Raw genomic sequence first — 22,258 nt, 5'->3', positions numbered from 1 at the left:
TTATTTTACCGCCTGACAGGTCTTCACCACCGGCAGGCAGAGGCGGTGGCGCAGCCGCAGGGTGGCGAGTGCCAGCACGAGCATCATGACGGTTTCGACAACCAGGAAGACGTTAATCGCCTGGGCGTAATCCCCGTGATGGTTGTGCAGGGCATGAAGTAAGATCGCGCCAAACAGGGCCGGGCCGAGGCCAAGCGCCGCCTGTTGCAGGGTGCTGAGAATGGCGCTGGCGGCCCCGGCGTCGTCGGGCTGAATATCGCGCATCCCGATACGGTAGAAGCTGTTCACAATCAACGCCTGGCCGTAGCCCACCAGCCCTGTCGCCGGGGCGAGGGTCAGGGCAGTGTTCGCCATTCCCCAGTAGCGGAAGGTGGCGATCAACGCCAGCAGACCGGTTATCTGGATTGCCAGACCGGTCAGCAAAATCGTGCTGGTGCTGTAGCGGGCAATCAGGCGCGGGGCAAACCACGCCGAGACAAAGTACGTCACGCCGAGGGCGATAAAGCTGTTACCGGACTGCCAAGGTGCCATTCCCAGACCGGTTTGCATGGTCAGCGCCATGCAGAACATAAACCCGGACCAGACGCTGAAAAAGAGTACCGCAATCAGCACCCCGAAACGGATGCTGCCGAGTTGTAGCAGACGCGGCGGGATCAGCGGGTGGGCACCTTCGCGCTCTTTTTTACGCGCATTCAGCGCCATTAACCCGGCCAGCGGAACAATGGCGATAAGCATGGCCTTCAGCGGCCATGACCAGTGCCACTGCGGACCGAGCGCCATCGGGAACAGCAGGCAGCAGAGGATGACGGCCAGCAGCGCGGTGCCCGGCCAGTCGATGCGCGACGGCGTATCGCGGCGGGTTTCCGGCACGTAGCGACGGCTCAGGGCCAGCACCAGCAGACAGATCGGCACGTTGATAAAGAAGGCGTTACGCCAGCCCAGCCCGGCGATATCCGCCGACACCAGCCAGCCACCGCCCATCTGCCCGACGATAAACGCAATCCCGCCGATGCCGCCAAACAGGCTAATCGCCTTCGCGTGGGCGCTGCCTTTGAGCGTCACGTGCAGGGTGGCGAGAATTTGCGGCATGATCAGCGCCGCCCCGGCACCCTGGACGACGCGCGCGGCCAGCAGTTGCTCGATATTCCCCGCCATGCCGCACAGCAGCGAGGCCAGGCCAAAGCTCGCCACGCCCCACATAAACAGACGACGACGGCCAAGGTTATCCCCCAGCTTGCTGCCGAGCGCCAGGCAGACGGCAAAGGCCACGCCGTAGAGGGCAACAATCAGCTCCAGTTCGGTGGCGGTGGCGTGCAGGGAGTGGGTAATAGAATCCAGCGCCACGTTGGTGATTGAGGTATCAATCAGCGGCAGCATCTGGCCAGTTAACAGCAATATCAGGCCTGCCCGGCCCGGTGAAACAACTGACGTATTCATGGTGACTCCATTGCGTCAAACAGCGTAGCGTCGTAGCATCAACCATCTGATAAACGGGTACCAGTTCTTGCTTATACTGGTACTGGTACTACCATGCAGGGGGCAATATGGCGCTGATGTCTGAACCCGTCACCTCACTCCAGGATGACACCCGTAAACAGCTGGGCGCATTTTTACGCGCCCGACGAGAAAGTCTCGATCCGCAGCGCCTCGGCTTACCGCGCAGCGGCCGCCGTCGCACGCCGGGCCTGCGCCGGGAAGAGGTGGCCCTGCTGGCCGACGTGGGCGTAACCTGGTACACCTGGCTTGAGCAGGGCAGGGATGTGAACCCCTCCAGCGCGGTGATGGCGGCGGTGGCGAAAGCCTTGCAGTGTACCCCGACCGAAGCCCGGCACCTGTTCCTGCTGGCCGGATTGCCACCGGGCGAAGCACCTCAGGCGGTCTGCTGTGAGGGGATCAGCGAGGGCACCCGTCGTCTGCTGGACACCCTGATGCCAAAACCTGCCAGCATTCAGAAACCAAATTTCGATATCGTGGCGTGGAACGACAGCTTCGGTCATCTGATGGGCGTGGATTTCAACACCATTCCCCCGGAAGACCGTAACTGTATTTATCTGTTCCTTACCCACCCGGCGTGGCGCGCCCGCCTCGGTAAGCGCGATGACGTGCTGCCGATCTTTGTCTCTTACTTCCGCGCGGCGATGGCCGAGCACCGGGGCGATCCGCAGTGGGAGGCCAAACTGGCGCGCTTCTTTGCGGTCTCTGAGGAGTTCAAAACCCTGTGGCACCAGCGCAACGACGTGCGCGGCGTGGAAAACCAGCTCAAGCTCTTTACCCATCCTGAGCTGGGCGATTTTCATCTCCAGCAGATGTACTGGTACTCCGCCCCGCGCAACGGCTCGCGGCTGCTGGTTTATCTGCCAGTGGATGATGCAGGCGAGCGCGCGCTGGCGTGGCTGACGGAGCAGGCAAAATGAACGTCACCCGCAAGCAGGAACGCCTCCTGCGCCGCGCCCTCACCGAGTGGCAACAGGAAGGGGCACTCACCCCCGACGAGCATCAACGTCTGGCCAGTAGCTTAAAACGCGTCACCCTGGACTGGCAGCGCCTCAGTCGCTACGCCTTCTGGACGGCTATCGCCTGCGTCATCATCGCTATCGGTAGCCTGTTTGCTGACAGCGAACTGATGGCGCGCATTATTGAATTTTTTGCCTTCTCAACCCTCGCCCGCATCGGGCTGCCTGCGCTGGTTGCCGTGCTGTTCTATCTGTGGGGATTCAGCCGCCAGCGGCGGGAAACGCAGTGGCACTACAGCACCGAGGCGATTTTATTCCTCGGCGTATTTTTTACCGCCATCGCCCTCTGGCAACTGGGGGAGCGGCTTGATACCGGCAGCGGCCATATCGCGCCGCTGTTCCTGCTGGGTTGCGTCATTTATGGGCTGGTCGGGTTCTTAGGCCGCTCTGGCCTGGTGTGGCTGTTCTTTTTGCTCTCGCTTGGCAACTGGTTCGGCGCAGAGACTGGCTATATGTCCGGCTGGGGAGCCTACTGGCTGGGGATGAGCTACCCGATGCGCTTTATCTTCTTCGGCGGCGCGCTGCTGGCCCTGTGCTGGTGGCTGCGTGGGATGCTGCGCAAACGCCATCTGTACACCACCAGTAAAGCGATGGGGCTAACCTATCTGTTTGTCGCCCTGTGGATCATGTCGATTTTTGGTCATTACGATATCGATAATGGCGGGTACGGTGCTACCCGTGCGGCGCTGCTGCCGTGGGTGCTGCTGTTTGCCGTGGCGGCGGGGATCTGTATCTGGATCAGCCTGAAAACCGACGACGGCATGCTGCGCGGGTTTGGCCTGACTTTTCTGGCCATTAACCTCTACACCCGCTATTTCGAATACTTCTGGGATGGAATGAACAAGGTGCTGTTTTTCCTGATCCTGGCGGCATCGCTGGCGGTGATTGGACGTTATGCGGAGCGGATCTGGCACGCGGGAAAAGCGGCGAAGTAAATCTTTTGCGAGGGGGCTTCCGGGATCGGCAGCCCGTTCTGTAAAAGGCTCTCAAAACGCGTAAGGTGGGTTTTAATTTAAACCAACCTACTGAATCTACGTCATTTAGATGAAGAGTAATGTGGACTATACTTACGCGATGAGAAACCACCCGTGTCGCCACTGATGATTGATTCCGCAGATTTCAGCCAAAAACTCGGCCTTATCTCCCGAAACGTCGAACATACCGAAGCGTTTCTGGCACGGGGCACAATGGATTTTCACCTGCCGGGTTTTTTGCTTCCTGTGGGATACCAACTTTTGAAATCGCGTTATGGCGATGAATACCGTCTCGTGACCACCGATAGCGGTAAGCCTTACACGGCCTATGCCGTTAAGCTGGCGTTTCATAAAAAAATTACCTTTCCCCACGGTGCCGCTACGCAAGTTATGGTCTGGCGTACGCCACGCGCTGTCCATCAACGCGTGATAAGCGGATTACCACAATTATTCTTTCAGTGGGTACTCAGCGAATACGACATTGTTGTGTCAGACAGCGAACAAACCGGAGACGGGCAGCGCTTTTGGCTACGGATGATCGACTGGGCGTTTAACATGAATTATCAGATCGGTGTGGCGGACGGCACTGGCGGGGAAGAGTGGCATTTAACGCCGATTCATTCTTACGCTGAACTGGAAGAGCGTTGGATTACGTTCGCCTGGGGAGACGATCGTGACGTGCATCCGCATCGCAGACTGGTTATCAGTAAAAAGTAACGGGCCGCTTTCTGCGGCCCGTTTGTCTTAGCACTCAGTCACAACCGTGCTCAGCGGCAGGCGCGATTTTGGCAGCGTGGCGTTAAAATCTTCCACGCTGTGATGGCCAACCGGCACCACCACAAGGCTGGTGAAGCCTTTCTCTTTCAGGCCAAACTCTTCGTCGAGGACCGCGGCGTCAAAGCCTTCAATCGGCACGGCGTCCAGACCCATCGCGGCCACGCCCAGCAGGAAGTTGCCGACGTTCAGGTAAACCTGTTTCGCCATCCACTGGTGGTCATCTTTCAGATCGACACGGTGCAGATCGGCAAAGAAGGTGCGGCCTTTGTGGTTGGCGGCTTTCGCTTCCGGGGTGGCGAAACGGCCATCGGCCTCTTCCTGATCCACGACGCGCGTAAGCCATGCATCGTCCATCGCGGTTTTGGCGCAGAAGACCACCACGTGAGAGGCGTCCAGCATTTTGCGTTCGTTGAAGACAAAGCCACCGGCTGCGGATTTCGCCACGCGGGCTTTACCTTCTTCGGTGCTGGCCACGATAAAGTGCCATGGCTGCGAGTTGGTGCTGGACGGGCTGTACTGCAGCAGGGTTTTAATCTGTTCCGCCTGGTCGGCAGTCAATTTTTTGTTCGGATCAAAGGCCTTGGTAGAGTGACGCTTCAAGGCAACAGAGATGATATCCATTACGACTCCTGGGATTAAGTGCAAAAGGGAAAATGATACAAAGAGAGGTGAACAAAGGTAAGGGCATTCCGAGCGCTTAACCGCCGGGGCGTAACCGTTTTTGCTCTTTCTTCGGCAACTTATCCACCACCAGATGCCACGAATCGTTGACCAGATCGGCTATCAGCTCAGGGGTGATATCCTCCGCTGCGTAAACCGAGATCCAGTGCTTTTTATTCAGATGGTAGCCCGGCTCGATCCCGCGGTAGATCTGCTGGTTGAGCAGCGATTTTTGCGGATCGGACTTTAGGCTGACGTGCTGACGCCCGTGCGCCACGCCCATCAGCATAAAAATCTTGCCGCCCACTTTGAACACATCGTATTCCGGTCCAAACGGCCAGCAGTGCTCGGTAAAGGGCAGTTCCAGTGCCACTTGCTGTGCGCAGGCGGCGAGCGTTTTACTGTCCATGGCTATCCTCTTCGGCCAGCGCGCGCCACATGGCTTCAAAACCCAGCGCCTTGAATTCGGTGGCGCGCGCCGGTTCGCGGGTGGCGAAGGACATGGTTGTCTCCGCCAGCGATAAAAACAGCGCATCGCCAAACAGACGAAAATCTTCAGACATAAACACCGGGCGGATATGACGGCGGCAAAGCTCATGCAGTTCCGGGAACATCTCGTGCACCGCCTGTTCGGTCTCGGCGTTGATCTTCTCGCTCACCCCGAGCTGGCGGATCGCACCGTGGGCCATCGGGTTACGGATCCCCCAGTCAACGTAGCTGTTCCAGATATTGCGGGTATGCTCTTTCGGCTGGGTGAGGGCACGATCCATATTCGCCAGCATGGTCTGGCACAGATCCTGTTTCAGGTGCAGGTAGAGGGCATTGAGCAGATCGTCTTTGGTGGCGAAATAGCGAAACAGGGTGCCTTCAGCCACCCCTGCGCTGCGGGCGATTAACGCGGTTGAAGCCGCAATGCCCGACTGGGCAAAAGCGGAGGTTGCCGCGTCCAGCAACGCCAGTTTTTTATCTTCACTTTTCGGACGAGCCACTGCATTTCCTCCAGTTTATGTGCAAAAACCTTGATTGAATCATGCTCTTTGCGGGGCTGCAACGCGGAATGTCAAAGTTCTTAAAACGTCTTGACGACTTTCGCATCACTCCTATAATGAGTGCTTACTCACTCATAATCAAGTTTTGCCCGCGCAGGCCATTGGATGGGGCGCGAATTCGGGTCGGGATATGAAAAAGCGTTTTATTATTAGCCTGGTGGTAGTGATGATTATTGCATCAGCGGCGAGTTTGCCGTTCGTACTGAATGCCGGATTCGGCCAGCCGCCACAGGGCGCGCAGCTAAGTGAGTTTGCCGCTTCGCCGCAGTATCGCGACGGGCAGTTCCATAACACCTTGCCCACACCGGGCTTTACCGGCAACAAGAACATGCTGGCGGCCTGGTGGGATTTTCTGGTGACGAAACGTGAAAACGCGCGTCCGGCCCAGCCCCTGCCGCTGGTCAAAACCGATCTGGCACAGCTGCCGCTGGATCAGGACACCCTGGTCTGGCTCGGTCACTCCTCGTGGTATCTGCAGCTGGCGGGCAAACGTATCCTGATCGACCCGGTGTTCAGCAATTACGCGGCGCCGTTCTCCTTCCTCAACAAAGCCTTTGCCGGGGAATATCCGTGGCACGCGGAAGAGATGCCCGACATCGATCTGCTGATTATCTCCCACGATCACTACGACCATCTCGACTACGCCACCATCAAGGCGCTTCTGCCAAAAGTGAGGCGCGTGGTCACGCCGCTCGGCGTGGGTTCTCATCTGCGCTACTGGGGCATGGAGTCGTCCATCATTGAGGAGCGGGACTGGGATCAATCGGTGCGCATCAGCGATGACCTGACCGTACACGTCCTGCCCGCGCGCCATTTCTCCGGGCGCGGGCTGAAGCGCAACCAGACGCTGTGGGGCAGCTTTATGTTTGTCACCCCGCAGCAAAAGGTGTTCTACAGCGGGGATTCCGGCTACGGCCCGCACTTTAGCGCCATCGGGGAGCGGTTTGGCAGCGTCGATCTGGCGATCATGGAGAACGGGCAGTACGACCAGGACTGGAAGTACATCCACATGCAGCCCTCTGAAACGGCGCAGGCCGCCACGGATTTAAATGCCAGGGCGGTAGTGCCGGGTCACTCCGGCCGCTTTGTACTGGCAAAACACACCTGGAACGACCCGCTGATCAAGCTTTCGCAGGCCAGCAAGGATAAACCCTATCGCCTGTTGACGCCGGAACTCGGGGAGCCACTCAGAGTGAATGATGCCACGCAACAATTTCGCGCGTGGTGGGAATAATGTTTAATCGAAGAGCAGAGGGGGAGAGCAGCATGACTATTTCCGCTCAGGTTATCGACACCATAGTCGAGTGGATCGACGACAACCTTCATCAGCCGTTGCGTATCGAGGATATCGCCCGCCATGCGGGTTATTCCAAATGGCACCTCCAGCGGCTGTTTATGCAGTATAAGGGCGAGAGTCTGGGGCGTTACATTCGGGAACGTAAGCTGCGCCTGGCGGCGCGGGATCTGCGTGAATCGGACGAAAAAGTTTACGATATTTGCCTGCGTTACGGCTTTGACTCCCAGCAGACCTTTACCCGCGTCTTCACCCGCACCTTTAACCAGCCGCCCGGGGCTTACCGCAGGGATCACCCCAGCCGGGCACACTGAAGGCATCGAAGGTTGGCCGGGTAGGGCGTAGCCACTACCCGGCGTTTTTATTGGCACAATACCGTATTGTCCGGTGGCGCTGCGCTTACCGCGTCAACAAAAAGCACTTTACCAGCTGTAGTTAACCGTCGCTGTTATCGTCCGGCCAATGCCGTAGAAGCATGCCGTATCGCTGGCGCAGGAAGCCACGTATTTGGTGTCGGCGATGTTATTGACGTTAAACTGCAGATTCGCCCCCTTCAGGCTGCTGTTCAACTCGCCCAGCTCATAGCTCACCATCGCGTCATACAGATCTACCGAAGGCACCTTAAAGGTGTTTTTCGCGTCGCCGTAGCTGGTGCCGATATAGCGCATGCCCACGCCAGCGGTCAGGCTCTTCAGCGGCCCGCCAGGCAGGGTGTAGCTGGCGAACGCCGAGGCCATGTGCGCCGGAATACGCGCTGGCGTTTTGCCTTCGGTGCCAGCCACCGTCGTGCTCTCGGTTTTCGCGTCGGTGTAAGTGTACGAGCCAATCAGATTGATGGTGTCCATCAGCGTGGAGTGAACTTCTGCCTCAACGCCTTTCGAACGCACTTTGCCCGCATTCTCGAACCAGCCTTCGGTGCTGTTATAGGTCGCCACGTTATCCTGGGTTAAATCGTACAGTGCCAGGGTCATCAGCGTGGTATCAACCGGCTGATATTTAAGGCCAATCTCCGTCTGCTCACCGGTGGTCGGTTTAAACGGCCCTACGCCCGGTGCCCGGTTGGTTTGCAGGTTCGGTTCAAACGAGGTGCTGTAGCTGACGTACGGCGACAGGCCAAAGTCGAAGGCGTACAGCAGGCCGGTACGCCAGGTGAATTTATTGTCATTCTGCTGAGTAAAGCTGCTATCGGTGAAGTCGTTAGTGCGTACTTCGCTCCAGTCATAGCGCCCGGATACCAGCCACTCCCAGTTATGCCAGCTCATCTGATCCTGCAAATACAGGCCCATCTGATCGAGGTTTTGCTGTTCGTTACTGGCGGTAGTAAAGCTGCTTTCATCCACATTCACGCCGTAGACCGGGTTCATCCAGTCGAGGTTGTACTGCGAACCGCTCCCACGTTCCAGCAGCTGTTTATCTTTGCTGGTTTTATAGTCGAATCCGCCGAGCAGCGTATGGCTCACTTGCCCGGTATCCATCAGGTATTCCAGCTGGTTATCCAGGCCAAACTCGTTGGTGGTGCGCTCTTCATGCTGGGCGCGGCGGGTCAATACCGAACTGTTGGCGGCGCTGGTGGCGTAAACAAGATAACGATACTTCTGCTTGATAGTGGCGTAACGCGCGTTCTGGCGGAAGATGAGGTTATCGGCGAACTGATGTTCCAGCTCGTAGCCGATCATCGTCTGCTCGCGCCAGGATTGATCGTAATCCGGGTCGCTGACGTTAAAGTCGCGCGGGATGTATTTGCCGTCGACGCTTTTCACCGTCCCGTACGCGGGCAGAAAGTTGCGGTATCCCGCGTCGGGATCTTTCTGGTAGCTGGTGAGCAGCGTAAAGCGGGTCTGATCGTTAGGATACCAGGTGATCGCTGGCGCAATCGCCATGCGCGTCTCTTTATAATCCTCTACCTGATTATGCTGGGTGCGGGCAATCCCGTTAACACGATACAGCACGCGGCCATCGTCGCTGAGCTTGCCGCCGAAATCAAACGCGCCCTCCGCGAGGTGGTTATTGCCGGTGCGGAACTGAATGTTGTGAATAGATTCAGAGGTCGGGCGCTTGCTGGTCATGCTGATTAATCCACCCGGATTGACCTGGCCAAACAACACCGATGCCGGGCCACGAACCAGCTCCACGCGCTCCAGTAACCAGGGGTCAATCGTTCCCGTCTGTGACGAGGCGGTGGCACCGAAGCTCAGGCCGTCGAGGAATTTCGGCACATAGCTAAAGCCACGAACAAACACCTCATCGTTGCGGTTAGACGATCCGCGGTACTCGGTAAACACCCCCGCCGAATAGCGCAGCGCCTGCGAAACGGAGGTCACATCCTGCATGTCCATCTGATCGCGGGTGATCACCGATACCGACTGCGGCGTCCTCACGATCTCTGCACTGGTCTTGGTGGCAGAGAGCGTCTTCGTTGCCACAATCCCCTTCACAGGGGCGGTAGGATCTTCACTCGTCCCCTGCGTCACCGTCATGGTTTCTTCTCTATTTTCTGCCTGGGCCGCCACGCTGACCGTGGCCAGACTAAGAAGCCATGCCTGCATTATCTTATTATTTTTAAACATGTTTTTTTAACGTCCTTGGTTGCTATCGCCATAAAACACCGGTTAATTCTGATAGATGATATTGCAAACTATTACCATTTGCATTAGCGTTATTAACAAATTTTGTCGGGGAACTTGCGGTAATGAAGAGGGCATGGAGTGGATTGTTATTAGGGATAGTGACGCTGCCCGCGGTGGCGGTGACGTGCGAACATTCGTCCCTTCAGGGAGACATTCACGGAAAGTTTGATGCCAGCGGTGAAGTCTGTTTTATCCTGCCTGAGCTGAGTGAAAACTATGTTTCTGCCACGCTGAACGGCGTGACGGATGCCCGCCTGCTGGACGCGCAAAACCGCCGCATTCGCACGCTGGTTGAAAATGGCCCCGCCGACGGTGAACACACCCTGTTGTTTGCTCTGCCCGTGAAACACAACGCGTCTCTGGTGCTGCACGGCGAAGCTGGCAAACCCTGGCGTTTTCAGTGGCGGATGAAAGAGACCTCTGCCTTACCACGCGTACAGATGCTGGAGCCTGAAAGCCCCACGTTGCAGGCGCTGGCAAAAACGGTTGCTGCCGGTGGGAGTACTGATGCGTTCTGGCAGGCGCAGATTCGGCAGGGAACGCCGATGGTGGAGCCGGTAGACGCCAGCCATAAGCGCGTCACCTTCCTGTGGCGCGGGGCGCGCGGCAACGTATTTATTCTCGGCTCGCCGGCGGGGGATCACGACCCGCTGTTCCGTCTGGGCAAAAGCGACGTCTGGTTTCGCAGTTACGTCGTGCCCGCCGATACGGTGATGCAGTACAAGCTCGCGCCTGATGTCCCCGTGATTGACGGCTCCGCGCGGGATCAACGACGGGCGATCCTGGTGAGCGCCCAGGCCGATCCGCTCAACCCGAACACCTTTGGTGAACAGAAGGCAGATCGCTGGAACCGCTATTCACTGCTCGATCTCAGCCCGGCACGTTACTGCTCGGTGCAGGCTGCCGCGCAGCCGCTGGTGAGCGGCACCCTGACCCGCCAGATGCTGAGCAGCAAAATCCTCGGCAATTCCCGGGAAGTGATGATTTACAAGCCGCGCGGCGCACAACCCGCCCGCTGGACGTTAATCCTGTTCGACGGACAGATCTATCAGGATGACTACCATTTCGCTAACGTGCTGGATGGCCTGATCGCCCGCCATCATCTGCCCCCGGTCAATGTTGTGTTTATCGACAGCCTCGATCACGCCCGACGCAGTAAAGAGCTGCCGCCGAACCCGGCTTTTGCCGATTTTATGGCGCATGAACTGTTGCCGTGGTTGCGCGGACAGGGCGTGGCGATGCAGCGGCAGAAAACGGTGCTGGCGGGTTCAAGCTACGGGGGGATCGCCTCCTCATGGGTGGCGCTGCGCTACCCGCGACTGTTTGGCAATGTGTTGAGTCTTTCTGGCTCTTACTGGTGGGCGCCGAAAGATGAAGCACCAGGCTGGCTGACGCGGCAGTATCAACAGTCGCCGCAGTATCCGGTGCGCTTCTGGCTGCAGGCCGGGAAGTTTGAAACCACGGGGCCGGGTAGGGGGATCTATCGCACCACGCAGGATTTCGAACAGGTGCTACGGGAGAAAGGCTATCGTGTCAGTTTCCACCCGTGGTCGAGCGGCCACGACTACGCGGCCTGGTGTGAAGCGTTGATCCACGGGATGCGTGATTTCATGGGCTTACGACGCCAGTGAAAACCAACGGCGCCAGATAAAGCGCAGGATAAAGAACTCAACGGCACCGAGGACTAAAAACCACAGGCAGAATAAAATGGTGTAAAGCTGGTTCAGATCGACCATGTGAAAGGTCTGAACCAGCTTTTGCGCCAGCACCAGCCCAAGGGACGGCGCAGGTAACAGCAGGCAGGACAGCAGGGCCATCAATAAAATGCCCCCCGCAGTAAGCAGCGATTCTAACGGGTGTTTCATGATTATGTTAATCGTCAGTTAAAAATAACATTGTCACGGATAGGGCTTCGTAAAGCAATATCAACCGTAAAGCAGGCGGGCGATAAATAATCGCCCGTTTATTCACTATTATTTACCCTCATCATGTCCATTAATTCAATTAACCTGCGTTAATGTAAATTATTGTCACCCTCCGGCTAATAATCTTACAAAGGTATAAGTGCTATATCCAATTAACGTTGCAATAACAATGGCAGCGATAATATATAACGCCAGACGCCGACCGCGATAAATACCAAACATGCTTATCCCTCGTTTAGTTTAGGTTTAAAAATAATTTGTAAAAATCACTGTAACGAAATGAAACGTTCTCTGTTTAATGCCATCGACAGAAATAATAGTGCGTTAAATTAATTGCCGTGACAACCCATTAAATTAACGCTCACGATTTTTAAAAGCAGACATGGAATTCAGGCTTTTGCTCACCGCAAACTGAAGGAGCTGAAATATGACCAAAATGCATCACCCCCACACGCCCCCGTCCAGCCAGGACCGCACTCCGACGCACGCTTATCAGCAGACCGTCGAGCAGACCCTTGCCGCACAGCGCAGCACCATGGCCGGACTGAGCCGCGCAGAGGTGCAGGCGCGCCTGCAGCAGCATGGCCCCAATGCCCTGCCGGCAAAAAAAGCCAGACCCGCATGGCTGCGTTTTCTGGCCCATTTTAACGATGTCTTAATTTACGTATTGCTGGCCGCCGCGGTTTTAACCGCAATAATGGGCCACTGGGTGGATACGCTGGTTATTCTGGGCGTGGCGGTGATTAATGCCTTAATTGGTCATATTCAGGAGAGCAACGCCGAAAAATCCCTGAGCAGCATTCGAAATATGCTCGCCAGCGATGCGCGCGTTATTCGTGAAGGCGTTCACGAAACAATACCTACAATTGAAATAGTTCCCGGGGATATTATTGTATTACGCGCTGGCGATCGTATTCCCGCGGATATGCGAGTGATTGAAGCGCATAATTTACGTGTGGAAGAGGCGATCCTCACCGGCGAATCCACGGTGGTTGATAAACATATTCAGCCGTTAACCGGAGAATTAACCCTCGGCGACCGGACCAATCTGCTGTTTTCCGGTACCACCGTCAGCGCGGGCGGCGGCATGGGCGTGGTGATTGCTACCGGCCAGGAAACGGAACTGGGCCACATCAATCAGATGATGGACGGGATTGAAAAACACCGCACCCCGCTGCTGGTGCAGATGGACAAGCTCGGCAAAGCCATCTTCGGGCTGATCATGGCGATGATGGCCGCGCTCTTTGTCTTCAGCCTGCTGCTGCGCGACATGCCGCTCGGCGAACTGCTGCTGTCGTTGATTAGCCTGGCGGTGGCGGCGGTGCCTGAAGGTCTGCCTGCCATCATCTCGATTATCCTGTCGCTGGGCGTACAGGCGATGGCGCGTCAGCGGGCAATCATCCGCAAGCTGCCTACCGTGGAAACCTTAGGGGCGATGACCGTAGTGTGCTCGGATAAAACCGGCACCCTGACAATGAACGAGATGACCGTTAAGGCGATCATCACCGCCGACAGCTGCTATCGCGTTGAGGGCGACAGCTATGCCCCGGAAGGCAAGATCTGCCTTGAGGGCAGCGACGAGCCGGTGCAGATCCAGCCGGGCACCGTACTGGAGCAGTATCTGCGCACCGTCGATTTGTGTAACGACAGCCAGATGATTCAGGACGAGCGCGGCCTGTGGGGGATCACCGGCGGGCCAACCGAAGGCGCGCTGAAGGTGCTGGCGGCGAAAGCCCACCTTGCACCGGTGATGACCACGCTTATCAACAAAATCCCGTTCGACTCGCAGTACAAGTACATGAGTACCCACTACCAAATCGGTAGCGAGGAGCAGATCCTGATCACCGGCGCGCCGGACGTGATTTTTGCCCTCTGCGCAGAGCAGCAGACCCGTAACGGCCCAGAAGCCTTTAACCGCGCCTACTGGGAAGCGGAGATGGAGCGCTATGCCCGTCAGGGGCTGCGCATGGTGGCCGCGGCGTTCAAACCGGCTCAGGAGGGGCAGGCGCTGACTCATGATGTGCTGAACCACGGCCTGATCTTCCTCGGCATCGCCGGGATGATGGATCCGCCGCGCCCGGAGGCGATCGACGCTATTCACGCCTGCCAGCAGGCCGGGATCCGCGTGAAGATGATCACCGGGGATCACCCGCAGACGGCGATGAGCATCGGGCAGATGCTGGGGATCACCAACAGCGCCCAGGCGGTGACCGGTTATCAGCTGGAGCACATGGACGATGGCGAACTGGCGAAAGCGGCGGTGGAGTATGACATCTTCGCTCGCACCAGCCCGGAGCATAAGCTGCGTCTGGTGAAGGCCTTGCAGGAGCAGGGCGAGATCGTCGGCATGACCGGCGACGGCGTAAACGACGCACCGGCCCTGCGCCAGGCAGACGTGGGCATCGCCATGGGCATCAAGGGGACAGAAGTCACCAAAGAGGCGGCGGATATGGTCCTGACGGACGATAACTTCGCCACCATCGCCAGCGCGGTAAAAGAGGGGCGTCGCGTCTACGACAACCTGAAGAAGACCATCCTTTTCATCATGCCGACTAACCTCGCGCAGGGTTTGCTGATTGTGATTGCCCTGCTGGCCGGGAACATTATTCCGCTGACGCCGGTGCTGATCCTGTGGATGAACATGGCCACGTCCGCCACGCTCTCCTTCGGCCTGGCCTTTGAAGCCGCCGAGCGCAACATCATGCGCCGTCCGCCGCGTCAGACCGGCCAGCACGTGATGGATGCTTACGCCGTATGGCGTGTGGCCTTCGTCGGCACCCTGATTGCCGTTGCCGCCTTTGCGCTGGAAGCCTGGCTGGCCCCGCGCGGCCACAGCGCCGAGTTCATCCGCACCGTGCTGCTGCAGATGCTTGTCTGTGCGCAGTGGGTCTACATGATTAACTGCCGCAACACCGAAGGCTTCTCCCTTAATCGCGGTCTGCTGGCGAACAAGGGGATCTGGCTGGTCACGGGCGTGCTGCTCCTGCTGCAGCTGGCGATTATCTACCTGCCGTTTATGCAGATGCTGTTCGGCACCGAAGCCCTGCCGCTGCGCTACTGGGGTGTCACCCTGGGTATGGCGAGCGCGATGTTCTTCATCGTCGAGATCGAGAAGCGACTGACCCGCAGGTTCCGTAAGGCTGCATAACTGAAAACGTAAAACCTTACCCCTCACCCTAACCCTCTCCCCATAGGGGAGAGGGGACAGTCCGGCACTCTCCTTCTACCTGTTTGGAGTGGGAACCGCTCGGCACTCTCCCTCCACCTGTGGGAAGAGGGAGCTGCTCGGTTTTCTCCCTCCACCTGTGGGGTGATGGTACCGCCCGGTTTTCTCCCTCCACCTGTGGGGGGATGGAACCGCTCGGTTTTCTTCCTCCACCTGTGGGGAGAGAGGACGGCTCGGTTTTCTCCCCCCACCTGCGGGGAGAGAGGACGGCTCGGTTTTCTCCCTCGCCCCTTTGGGGAGAGGGCCGGGGTGAGGGGAAAATTACACTGAGGTACACCCATGAAACTCCCGCTCCTGTTCGTGCTTCTCGCCAGCACCCTGCAACCCGCATTTGCCGCCGCCATTCCCGTGCGCGTCGCTACCGTGGAGCAGACCGCCCATGCCGCCGAGCGCCAGATCCCCGGGCGCATTGAAGCCATTCACACCGTTGAGCTGCGCGCCCGCGCGGAGGGCGCCATTACCAAAATCAACTTTCGCGACGGACAGTATGTGAAAAAAGGCGACCTGCTGTTCGAGCTGGACGACGCCGAGCCGCGTGCCGCCGTGCGGCTGGCACAGGCCGAAGTGCAAAGCGCTGAAGCCACCCTGCGCCAGGCGCAGCAGCAGCTTTCCCGCTTCGAAAGTCTGGGCAGCAATAACGCCATCAGCCGCCACGACGTGGATAACGCCCGCATGCAGCGCGACGTTGCCCGCGCCGCGCTGGAGCAGGCGAAAGCCCGGCTGGAAACCCGCCATGTCACGCTGGGGTACACGCGCATCACGTCACCCATCGATGGCCGCGTGGGCCACAGCCGCTTTCACGTGGGCAGCCTCGTGAATCCCTCAAGCGGCGTGCTGGTGGACGTGGTACAGCTTGACCCGATCCGCATCGCCTTTGCGCTGGAAGAGGGGGCGTTTGCCACCAAGGTCGGACAGCATGCGGATATCAGTGCCCTGAAAAAGGCCTGGCAGGCGCTGATAGACAGCAACGGCCAGCGCATCAGCGGTGAACTGACGTCCGTGGATAACCGCATCGATCCGCGCACCGCCAGCGTGATGCTGCGTGCCGAGTTTGCGAATCCGCGCCATCAGCTGCTGCCCGGCGGGAATGTGAATGTCTTTCTGCGCCCGGCAAGCGAGCAGCCGGTGCTGACCCTGCCCGCCGCGGCGGTGCAGCAAAACGGCGACGGATTCTATGCCTGGGTGGTTAACGCCGACGGCAAAGCAGAAATGCGTCCGCTGGCCGTCGCAGGGCAAATTGGCCAGCAGTTCCGGATCGCGTCCGGCGTCACTTCCGGCGAGCGAGCGATCACCGACGGCGCGCAGCGCGTGCAGCCGGGCGCGGCCGTTCAGATTCTCAATTAAGGAGCCATCATGCTGACGTTTTTCATCAAACGCCCGCGCTTCGCGATGGTGATTGCGCTGGTGATAACCCTGTTGGGGGCCATCGCGCTGAGAATTATTCCGGTAGAGCAGTATCCGCAGATCACGCCCCCGGTGGTGAATGTCAGTGCGTCCTGGCCGGGAGCCAGCTCGGCTGACGTGGCGGAGGCCATCGCCACACCGCTGGAGACCCAGCTTAACGGCGTGGATCACATGCTCTATATGGAGTCCACCAGTTCCGACGAGGGCACCTACAGCCTGAATATCACCTTTGCGGCGGGCACCGACCCGGATCTGGCTGCCATCGATGTTCAAAACCGCGTGGCGCAGGCCGTGGCGCAACTCCCCGCCGAGGCACAGCAAAACGGCGTACAGGTGCGCAAGCGCGCCACCAACCTGATGATGGGGGTAAGTCTTTACTCCCCGGATAACACCCACACGCCGCTGCTGGTCAGCAACTACGCCAGCACCCATGTGCGTGAGGCGCTGTCGCGTTTGCCGGGCGTGGGGCAGGTGCAGTTGTTTGGCGCACGGGACTACAGCATGCGCATCTGGCTGCGACCGGATCGCATGAACGCTCTCAACGTGACCACCGACGACGTGGCGCAGGCGCTGCGCGAGCAGAACGTGCAGGGGGCGGCAGGCCAGGTGGGCACGCCGCCAGTGTTTAACGGTCAGCAGCAGACCCTGACCATCAACGGGCTGGGGCGTTTAAATCAGGCGGAAGACTTTGCCGATATCATTATCCGCGTCGGTGAGATGGGCCAGCTGGTGCGCCTGAAAGATGTCGCCCGCATCGAACTCGGCTCGCGCAGCTATAGCGCGGGCGCACAGCTGAACGGGCATGACTCCGCCTATCTCGCCATCTACCCCACGCCGTCCGCCAACGCCCTGCGGGTGGCCGATGCGGTGCGTACTGAGCTGGAGCATCTCTCGACGCGCTTCCCGGACGACCTGGTCTACGAAGTCAAATTCGATACCACGCAGTTTGTTGCCGCGACCATCAAAGAGATTGGCGTTTCGCTGACGTTAACCCTGCTGGCCGTGGTGGTGGTGGTCTCCCTGTTCCTGCAGAGCTGGCGCGCCACGCTGATTGTCGCGCTGGCGATCCCGGTGTCGCTGGTGGGCACGTTTGCCGTGCTCTATACGCTCGGCTACTCCGCCAACACGCTGAGCCTGTTCGCCCTTATTCTGGCGCTGACCATGGTGGTGGATGACGCCATCGTGGTGGTAGAAAGTGTTGAAACGCTGATGGCGGAAGGGCAGAGCCGCACGGCGGCGACCGCGCAGGCGCTGCGCCAGATTGCCGGGCCGGTGATTGCCACCACCCTGGTGCTGCTGGCGGTATTTATCCCGGTGGCGCTGCTGCCGGGGATTGTCGGTGAGCTGTACCGCCAGTTTGCGGTGACGCTCTCGACCACCGTCACGCTCTCAAGCCTGGTGGCGCTGACCCTGACGCCTGCCCTGTGCGCGATGCTGCTGCGCCCGCGCCCTGCGCGCCCGGCGGCAGTCTACCGCGCCTTCAACCGCGGGCTGGATGCCACGCGCAACTTTTACACTCGAATCCTGAGCCTGTTTACCTTGCGCCCGTGGCTGGCGCTGCTGGCAACCGCAGGCGCTGCCGTCGTGGTGGCATTCAGCTTTATGTCGATGCCAAAAGGCTTCCTGCCCCAGGAGGATCAGGGCTACTTCTTTGCCAGCGTTCAGTTGCCGGAGTCGGCCTCGCTGGAACGCACCGAAGCGGTGATGGCGACGGCCCGGGCGCTGATTGCACAACATCCGGCGGTGGACGATGTGATTCAGGTCTCCGGGTTTAACATTCTCAACGGCACCAGCGCCTCCAACGGTGGGTTTATCTCCGTGATGCTAAAAGACTGGAGCGAGCGTCCAACCCTGGACGAGGTGATGGGCACGCTTCAGCGCCAGCTGCTGGCGTTGCCGGAAGCGACCATCATGACCTTCGCGCCGCCGACGCTACCGGGGCTGGGGAACGCCTCAGGTTTCGACCTGCGCATACAGGCCCAGGCAGGACAAAGCCCGGTGGAGCTGGAGCGCGTCACCCGCCAGGTGCTGGCAAAAGCCAACCAGCATCCGCAGCTGAGCCGGGTATTCACTACCTGGAGCAGCAACGTGCCACAGTTGACGCTGACCGTCGATCGCGAGCGTGCCGCCCGTCTTGATATGCCCGTCTCTCGCATCTTCAGCAGCCTGCAGACCGCCTTTGGCGGCACGCGTGCCGGGGATTTCAGCGTCAACAACCGCGTCTACCACGTGGTCATGCAAAACGAGATGCAGTGGCGCGAGCGGGCGGAGCAAATCAGCGAGCTGTTCGTGCGCAGCAATAACGGCGAGCGGGTACGCCTGAGTAACCTCGTGACCATCACCCCCACCGTTGGCGCACCTTTCCTGCAGCAGTACAACCAGTTCCCGTCCGTGTCGGTAAGCGGTTCGGCAGCTGAAGGGGTAAGCAGCAGCACGGCGATGGCAGTGATGGGTGAGATTCTGGCGCAGAACCTGCCAGCCGGATATGACTACGCCTGGAGCGGTATGTCGTATCAGGAGCAGCAGACCGGGAACCAGGCGATCTGGATTGTGCTGGCAGCGGTGGTCATGGCGTGGCTGTTTCTTGTCGCCCAGTACGAGAGCTGGACATTACCGGCAAGCGTAATGCTTTCGGTGCTGTTCGCCATCGGCGGGGCGCTGGTATGGCTGTGGGCGGCCGGGTACGCCAACGATGTTTACGTGCAGATCGGCCTGGTGTTGTTAATCGCCCTGGCCGCGAAGAACGCGATTCTTATCGTTGAGTTTGCCCGTGCGCAGCGTATGGCGGGCAGGGCGATAGTGGATGCCGCGAGGGAAGGGGCCTCCCGTCGCTTCCGGGCGGTGATGATGACCGCAGTATCGTTCATTATCGGGGTATTACCGATGATGCTGGCGACCGGGGCGGGCGCCCAGAGCCGTCGCATCATCGGCACCACGGTGTTCAGCGGCATGCTTGTCGCCACCGTGGTGGGGATAGTCTTTATCCCGGCGCTGTTTGTGCTGTTCCAGCGCCTGCGCGAGTGGGGGCATCGGCTTACGGGCTAGTGGCCCACAACTCGGCATGTTTTTGCACCAGGGAGATGAGCGAGCCACCGTCTGCGATAAAGTCCCGCATGCGCTGCGCCTCGCTCTTGCCCTGTTTGAGCATCAGGGTAATTTCCTGAATCGCACTCGACGCCCCCAGCTTCTCCGCAGACGGCGCGACTTGCTCCAGCAGCCAGGTGAGATCTTCGGCGATGGTTTTCTGCTCCCCGGTATGCACGTCCGTCAGGATCCCGTCCAGTCCGTAACGACAGGCCTGAAAACGGTTAAAACGGTACAGCAGAAAATCTTTTTCCTGATGCTTATAGGGGCGTGTGGTCAGCAGCCAGTGCGACGTGGCCTGGATCAGCCCGGCGATATTAATGGCATGGGCGAGGGTGAGCGGCGTATCCATCACCCGCACCTCCACCGTGCCAAAATGGGGGCTGGGGCGAATGTCCCAGTGCAGATCTTTAATGCTGTCGATCATGCTGGTGTGGCTCAGGCGACGGAACAGCCCTTCGAACTCCTGCCAGCTGTTGACCCACGGCATCAGGCCGTTGTCCGGGAAACCGGAGAAGATATTGAGCCGCGATGAGGCAAACTTCGTGTCGGTGCCCTGCATATAGGGTGAACTGGCCGCCAGGGCGATAAAGTGCGGCACAAAGCGCGACAGGCCGTGCAGCAGGTAGATGGCCTCATCGCCGGTGCGACATCCCACATGGACGTGCTGGCCGAACACCGTCGCCTGCAAAATCAGATAACCAAAGCGCTCCAGCGTCACGTTATAGCGCTCGTCTTCGCACACCTGCTGACGCTGCCATTTCTGAAACGGATGGGTGCCGCCGCCGCAAATCTGAATATGGTGCTTCGCCGCTGCGCGCAAAATGCTCTGCTGCATGGCGGAGAACTGCGCTGCCACCTGGTCGATGTCGTGGCACACGCCGGTCGCGATCTCGAGCATGCTTTCGGTGATATCGTGCTTCACCTCACCAGCTTTAATGTCATTTTTCACGGCGTCGATCAGGGCAGAGGAGTCCTGGCTTAAATCGTAGCCTGGCGGGTTAACCACCTGCAGTTCGAGTTCAACGCCAAGGGTGAAAGGTTCAGAGGAATGAAAGTCGGGTAAAGGCATAGCGCACTCCGTTGTCTGTTATCAGATGAGTATAGACAACGGGTGACGTTCACCTTTTCCCCATAGCAACGAAACCCGACCGGGTTCAAAAGCTAATCATATTGACGTTTCAGCGGCCTTATCGTTATTAATATCGCCCTGATTATGAACACTACGGAGTAAGCGATGGTCTCATTTCGTCCGCTGACAGAAGATGAGTATCCTGCTTATCTTGACTATTTTATTCACGATTATGCCGATGAGATCGGGTCAAACTATGGGCTCTCTCAACCTGATTCGCTTGCCAGAGCAAAGCAGGAAATCGCCGAAATGCTTCCTGAGGGCGTGAATACGCATGGACACGTTTTATGCTCTCTTGTTGCGCCGATAGATCAGACCAACAGGCAGGTCGGTTATCTCTGGTACAAACCCGATACGATGATGCGTTCAGTGTTTATCTATGATTTTCATATTTTCACAGCCTGTCAGGGGCAGGGGCTGGGTAAACAGACGCTTCGCGATTTGGAAGCGCATCTGCGCGAGCAGGGTTTCAAGGAGATCAGACTGCGTGTGGCAGGTGATAATGCTCGTGCCCGGCACCTCTACGAGACCAGCGGTTTTGGGGTTACGGGCGTCAACATGAGCAAGTCTATTGTGGGTCTCGCGGAAAAAAGGACCTGAGGATGCTATTATCCAGGCAGCAACCGACATCCTGAGGATAACGCATGAGCAACGACGTACCGATTAAATATTATGACATCGTGGATGAGTACACGACGGAAGCCGCAACGCCGGTGAGCGAAGCAGAACGCGATCCCCTGGCGCTCTATTTCCAGCTGTTGATCACCCGTCTGATGAATAACGAAGAGATCAGCGAAGAGGCGCAGACCGAGATGGCAGTCGAAGCGGGTATCGACACGAAGCGCATCGATGATATCGCCAATTTCCTCAATCAGTGGGGTAATGAGTAGTTCCTGCATGAAAGGCATAGTCTGTGCAGGCGTTGTGCTTTACACTGCGCGCGGCAAAAATTGAGTTGGTAAACGATTAATCAGGTGGTAAAGGCGATGAACGGAACAATCACGACGTGGTTTGCAGATAAGGGTTTTGGATTTATCAAAGATGAAAACGGCGATAACCGCTATTTTCACGTGATTAAGGTCGCCAACCCTGATCTGATTAAGAAAGATGCCGCAGTGACGTTTGAACCTACCACCAACAACAAGGGTTTGTCAGCGTTTGCGGTAAAAGTCATACCGGAAAGCAAATACATCTTCCTTGATGGCGAGCGTCATAAAATTACCGCCATCAAGTCGTACCTGGTGTACCGCGAAGAAGAGCCTGCCGAAGCCCGGATTGATAAAGAAAACGGGGTGCTGACGGTGAAGAGCCTGATGGGCAATATCGCCCCGAAATCAACCGCGAAAGCCGGGGAGATGCGTTCGGTGAAAAAGCTGGCGATCACCACTTTCTCGGGCAGAACGTTCATCTTCTCAGAAGATGAGATCGACATCGATGCCACGGTGAAACAGCTGCAGAGCCTGAAGTAATCTGCCGGCTGGCGTTACCCGGCCTGAGAAAGTGCGGCCTGATGCTCTCACCCCGTGGCACTCACCGGGTGCGCGAACCCTAAAAACGGCGACCTGGTCGCCGTTTTGCTTTTACCTTCCAGCC

The 22,258-nt window shown here is 58.3% G+C and carries 19 protein-coding genes; 12 read left to right on the top strand and 7 right to left on the bottom strand.

The window, feature by feature from the left end:
- Positions 1-1,437, bottom strand: coding sequence for an MFS transporter (locus ABIE02_RS16485; protein ID WP_103791865.1), 1,437 nt, complete (start codon positions 1,435-1,437; stop codon positions 1-3).
- Positions 1,438-1,544: 107 nt separating this feature from the next.
- On the opposite strand from ABIE02_RS16485, the gene ABIE02_RS16480 reads away from it, so the two are divergent.
- The 3 genes from ABIE02_RS16480 to ABIE02_RS16470 all read left to right on the top strand — a co-directional run bounded on the left by ABIE02_RS16480 (position 1,545) and on the right by ABIE02_RS16470 (position 4,204).
- Complete coding sequence (locus ABIE02_RS16480; protein WP_155166409.1) at positions 1,545-2,414, top strand: helix-turn-helix transcriptional regulator; 870 nt, start codon at positions 1,545-1,547, stop codon at positions 2,412-2,414.
- Positions 2,411-3,448 carry a DUF2157 domain-containing protein gene (locus ABIE02_RS16475; protein WP_077226211.1) on the top strand — a complete coding sequence of 346 codons (1,038 nt, stop codon included), beginning with the start codon at positions 2,411-2,413 and terminating at the stop codon, positions 3,446-3,448. Before ABIE02_RS16480 ends, ABIE02_RS16475 begins: the two co-directional genes overlap by 4 nt.
- Before the next feature lie 153 nt (positions 3,449-3,601).
- The gene (locus ABIE02_RS16470) at positions 3,602-4,204 is read left to right on the top strand and encodes a hypothetical protein (RefSeq protein WP_151583705.1); all 603 of its coding nucleotides are present in this window, start codon (positions 3,602-3,604) and stop codon (positions 4,202-4,204) included.
- A 27-nt stretch (positions 4,205-4,231) separates the two neighbouring features.
- Here the strand turns inward: ABIE02_RS16470 and nfsB are convergent, their stop codons facing one another.
- From nfsB to ABIE02_RS16455, 3 genes are all read right to left on the bottom strand, one after another.
- Entirely contained in the window at positions 4,232-4,885 is a 654-nt protein-coding gene (nfsB, locus tag ABIE02_RS16465) for an oxygen-insensitive NAD(P)H nitroreductase (protein WP_103791867.1), read from the bottom strand.
- Positions 4,886-4,961: 76 nt separating this feature from the next.
- On the bottom strand, positions 4,962-5,333 hold the full coding sequence (locus ABIE02_RS16460) for an MmcQ/YjbR family DNA-binding protein (RefSeq protein ID WP_032616932.1): 372 nt from the start codon (positions 5,331-5,333) through the stop codon (positions 4,962-4,964).
- Positions 5,323-5,913 carry a TetR/AcrR family transcriptional regulator gene (locus ABIE02_RS16455; RefSeq protein WP_032616933.1) on the bottom strand — a complete coding sequence of 197 codons (591 nt, stop codon included), beginning with the start codon at positions 5,911-5,913 and terminating at the stop codon, positions 5,323-5,325. The genes ABIE02_RS16460 and ABIE02_RS16455 overlap by 11 nt, the downstream gene beginning before the upstream one ends.
- A gap of 190 nt (positions 5,914-6,103) precedes the next feature.
- Here ABIE02_RS16455 and ABIE02_RS16450 point away from each other — a divergent pair, with 190 nt between their 5' ends.
- Entirely contained in the window at positions 6,104-7,207 is a 1,104-nt protein-coding gene (locus ABIE02_RS16450) for an MBL fold metallo-hydrolase (RefSeq protein WP_117385893.1), read from the top strand.
- A 32-nt stretch (positions 7,208-7,239) separates the two neighbouring features.
- Positions 7,240-7,581, top strand: coding sequence for a RamA family antibiotic efflux transcriptional regulator (locus tag ABIE02_RS16445; RefSeq protein WP_032616935.1), 342 nt, complete (start codon positions 7,240-7,242; stop codon positions 7,579-7,581).
- Positions 7,582-7,689: 108 nt separating this feature from the next.
- Here ABIE02_RS16445 and ABIE02_RS16440 read toward each other — a convergent pair whose 3' ends face one another.
- Positions 7,690-9,834, bottom strand: coding sequence for a TonB-dependent siderophore receptor (locus ABIE02_RS16440; RefSeq protein ID WP_336994786.1), 2,145 nt, complete (start codon positions 9,832-9,834; stop codon positions 7,690-7,692).
- A 122-nt stretch (positions 9,835-9,956) separates the two neighbouring features.
- Between ABIE02_RS16440 and ABIE02_RS16435 the strand changes: the two genes are divergently transcribed.
- Complete coding sequence (locus ABIE02_RS16435; RefSeq protein WP_336994785.1) at positions 9,957-11,525, top strand: alpha/beta hydrolase-fold protein; 1,569 nt, start codon at positions 9,957-9,959, stop codon at positions 11,523-11,525.
- Here ABIE02_RS16435 and ABIE02_RS16430 read toward each other — a convergent pair.
- Complete coding sequence (locus ABIE02_RS16430; protein WP_032616939.1) at positions 11,511-11,759, bottom strand: DUF1158 domain-containing protein; 249 nt, start codon at positions 11,757-11,759, stop codon at positions 11,511-11,513. The two genes, ABIE02_RS16435 and ABIE02_RS16430, sit on opposite strands and share 15 nt — an antisense overlap.
- A 487-nt stretch (positions 11,760-12,246) precedes the next feature.
- Here ABIE02_RS16430 and ABIE02_RS16425 point away from each other — a divergent pair, with 487 nt between their 5' ends.
- The 3 genes from ABIE02_RS16425 to ABIE02_RS16415 all read left to right on the top strand — a co-directional run bounded on the left by ABIE02_RS16425 (position 12,247) and on the right by ABIE02_RS16415 (position 19,494).
- Entirely contained in the window at positions 12,247-14,967 is a 2,721-nt protein-coding gene (locus tag ABIE02_RS16425; RefSeq protein WP_336994784.1) for a cation-transporting P-type ATPase, read from the top strand.
- A 357-nt stretch (positions 14,968-15,324) separates the two neighbouring features.
- Positions 15,325-16,389: an efflux RND transporter periplasmic adaptor subunit gene (locus tag ABIE02_RS16420; protein WP_059308562.1), complete on the top strand. Its 1,065-nt coding sequence runs from the start codon at positions 15,325-15,327 to the stop codon at positions 16,387-16,389.
- A 9-nt stretch (positions 16,390-16,398) separates the two neighbouring features.
- Positions 16,399-19,494 (top strand): efflux RND transporter permease subunit, encoded by a 3,096-nt coding sequence (locus ABIE02_RS16415; RefSeq protein ID WP_336994783.1) that lies wholly within the window; start codon positions 16,399-16,401, stop codon positions 19,492-19,494.
- Here the strand turns inward: ABIE02_RS16415 and ABIE02_RS16410 are convergent.
- A complete protein-coding gene (locus ABIE02_RS16410; RefSeq protein ID WP_155166416.1) occupies positions 19,484-20,605 on the bottom strand; it encodes a YbdK family carboxylate-amine ligase in 1,122 nt (373 codons plus the stop codon). The genes ABIE02_RS16415 and ABIE02_RS16410 overlap by 11 nt on opposite strands.
- A gap of 165 nt (positions 20,606-20,770) precedes the next feature.
- On the opposite strand from ABIE02_RS16410, the gene ABIE02_RS16405 reads away from it, so the two are divergent.
- From ABIE02_RS16405 to ABIE02_RS16395, 3 genes are all read left to right on the top strand, one after another.
- Positions 20,771-21,265: a GNAT family N-acetyltransferase gene (locus ABIE02_RS16405; RefSeq protein ID WP_032616947.1), complete on the top strand. Its 495-nt coding sequence runs from the start codon at positions 20,771-20,773 to the stop codon at positions 21,263-21,265.
- 44 nt (positions 21,266-21,309) lie between these two features.
- Positions 21,310-21,555 carry a YmjA family protein gene (locus ABIE02_RS16400; RefSeq protein ID WP_032616948.1) on the top strand — a complete coding sequence of 82 codons (246 nt, stop codon included), beginning with the start codon at positions 21,310-21,312 and terminating at the stop codon, positions 21,553-21,555.
- 96 nt (positions 21,556-21,651) lie between these two features.
- Positions 21,652-22,134: a cold-shock protein gene (locus ABIE02_RS16395; RefSeq protein ID WP_032616949.1), complete on the top strand. Its 483-nt coding sequence runs from the start codon at positions 21,652-21,654 to the stop codon at positions 22,132-22,134.
- Positions 22,135-22,258 lie beyond the last annotated feature (124 nt).

It is taken from the genome of Leclercia sp. 1548, from assembly GCF_050435045.1.
In the GTDB taxonomy this organism is placed as follows: domain Bacteria; phylum Pseudomonadota; class Gammaproteobacteria; order Enterobacterales; family Enterobacteriaceae; genus Enterobacter; species Enterobacter adecarboxylatus.
Note: the sequence above shows the minus strand (reverse complement) of the source record. Positions and strands in the feature narration are given on the sequence as shown.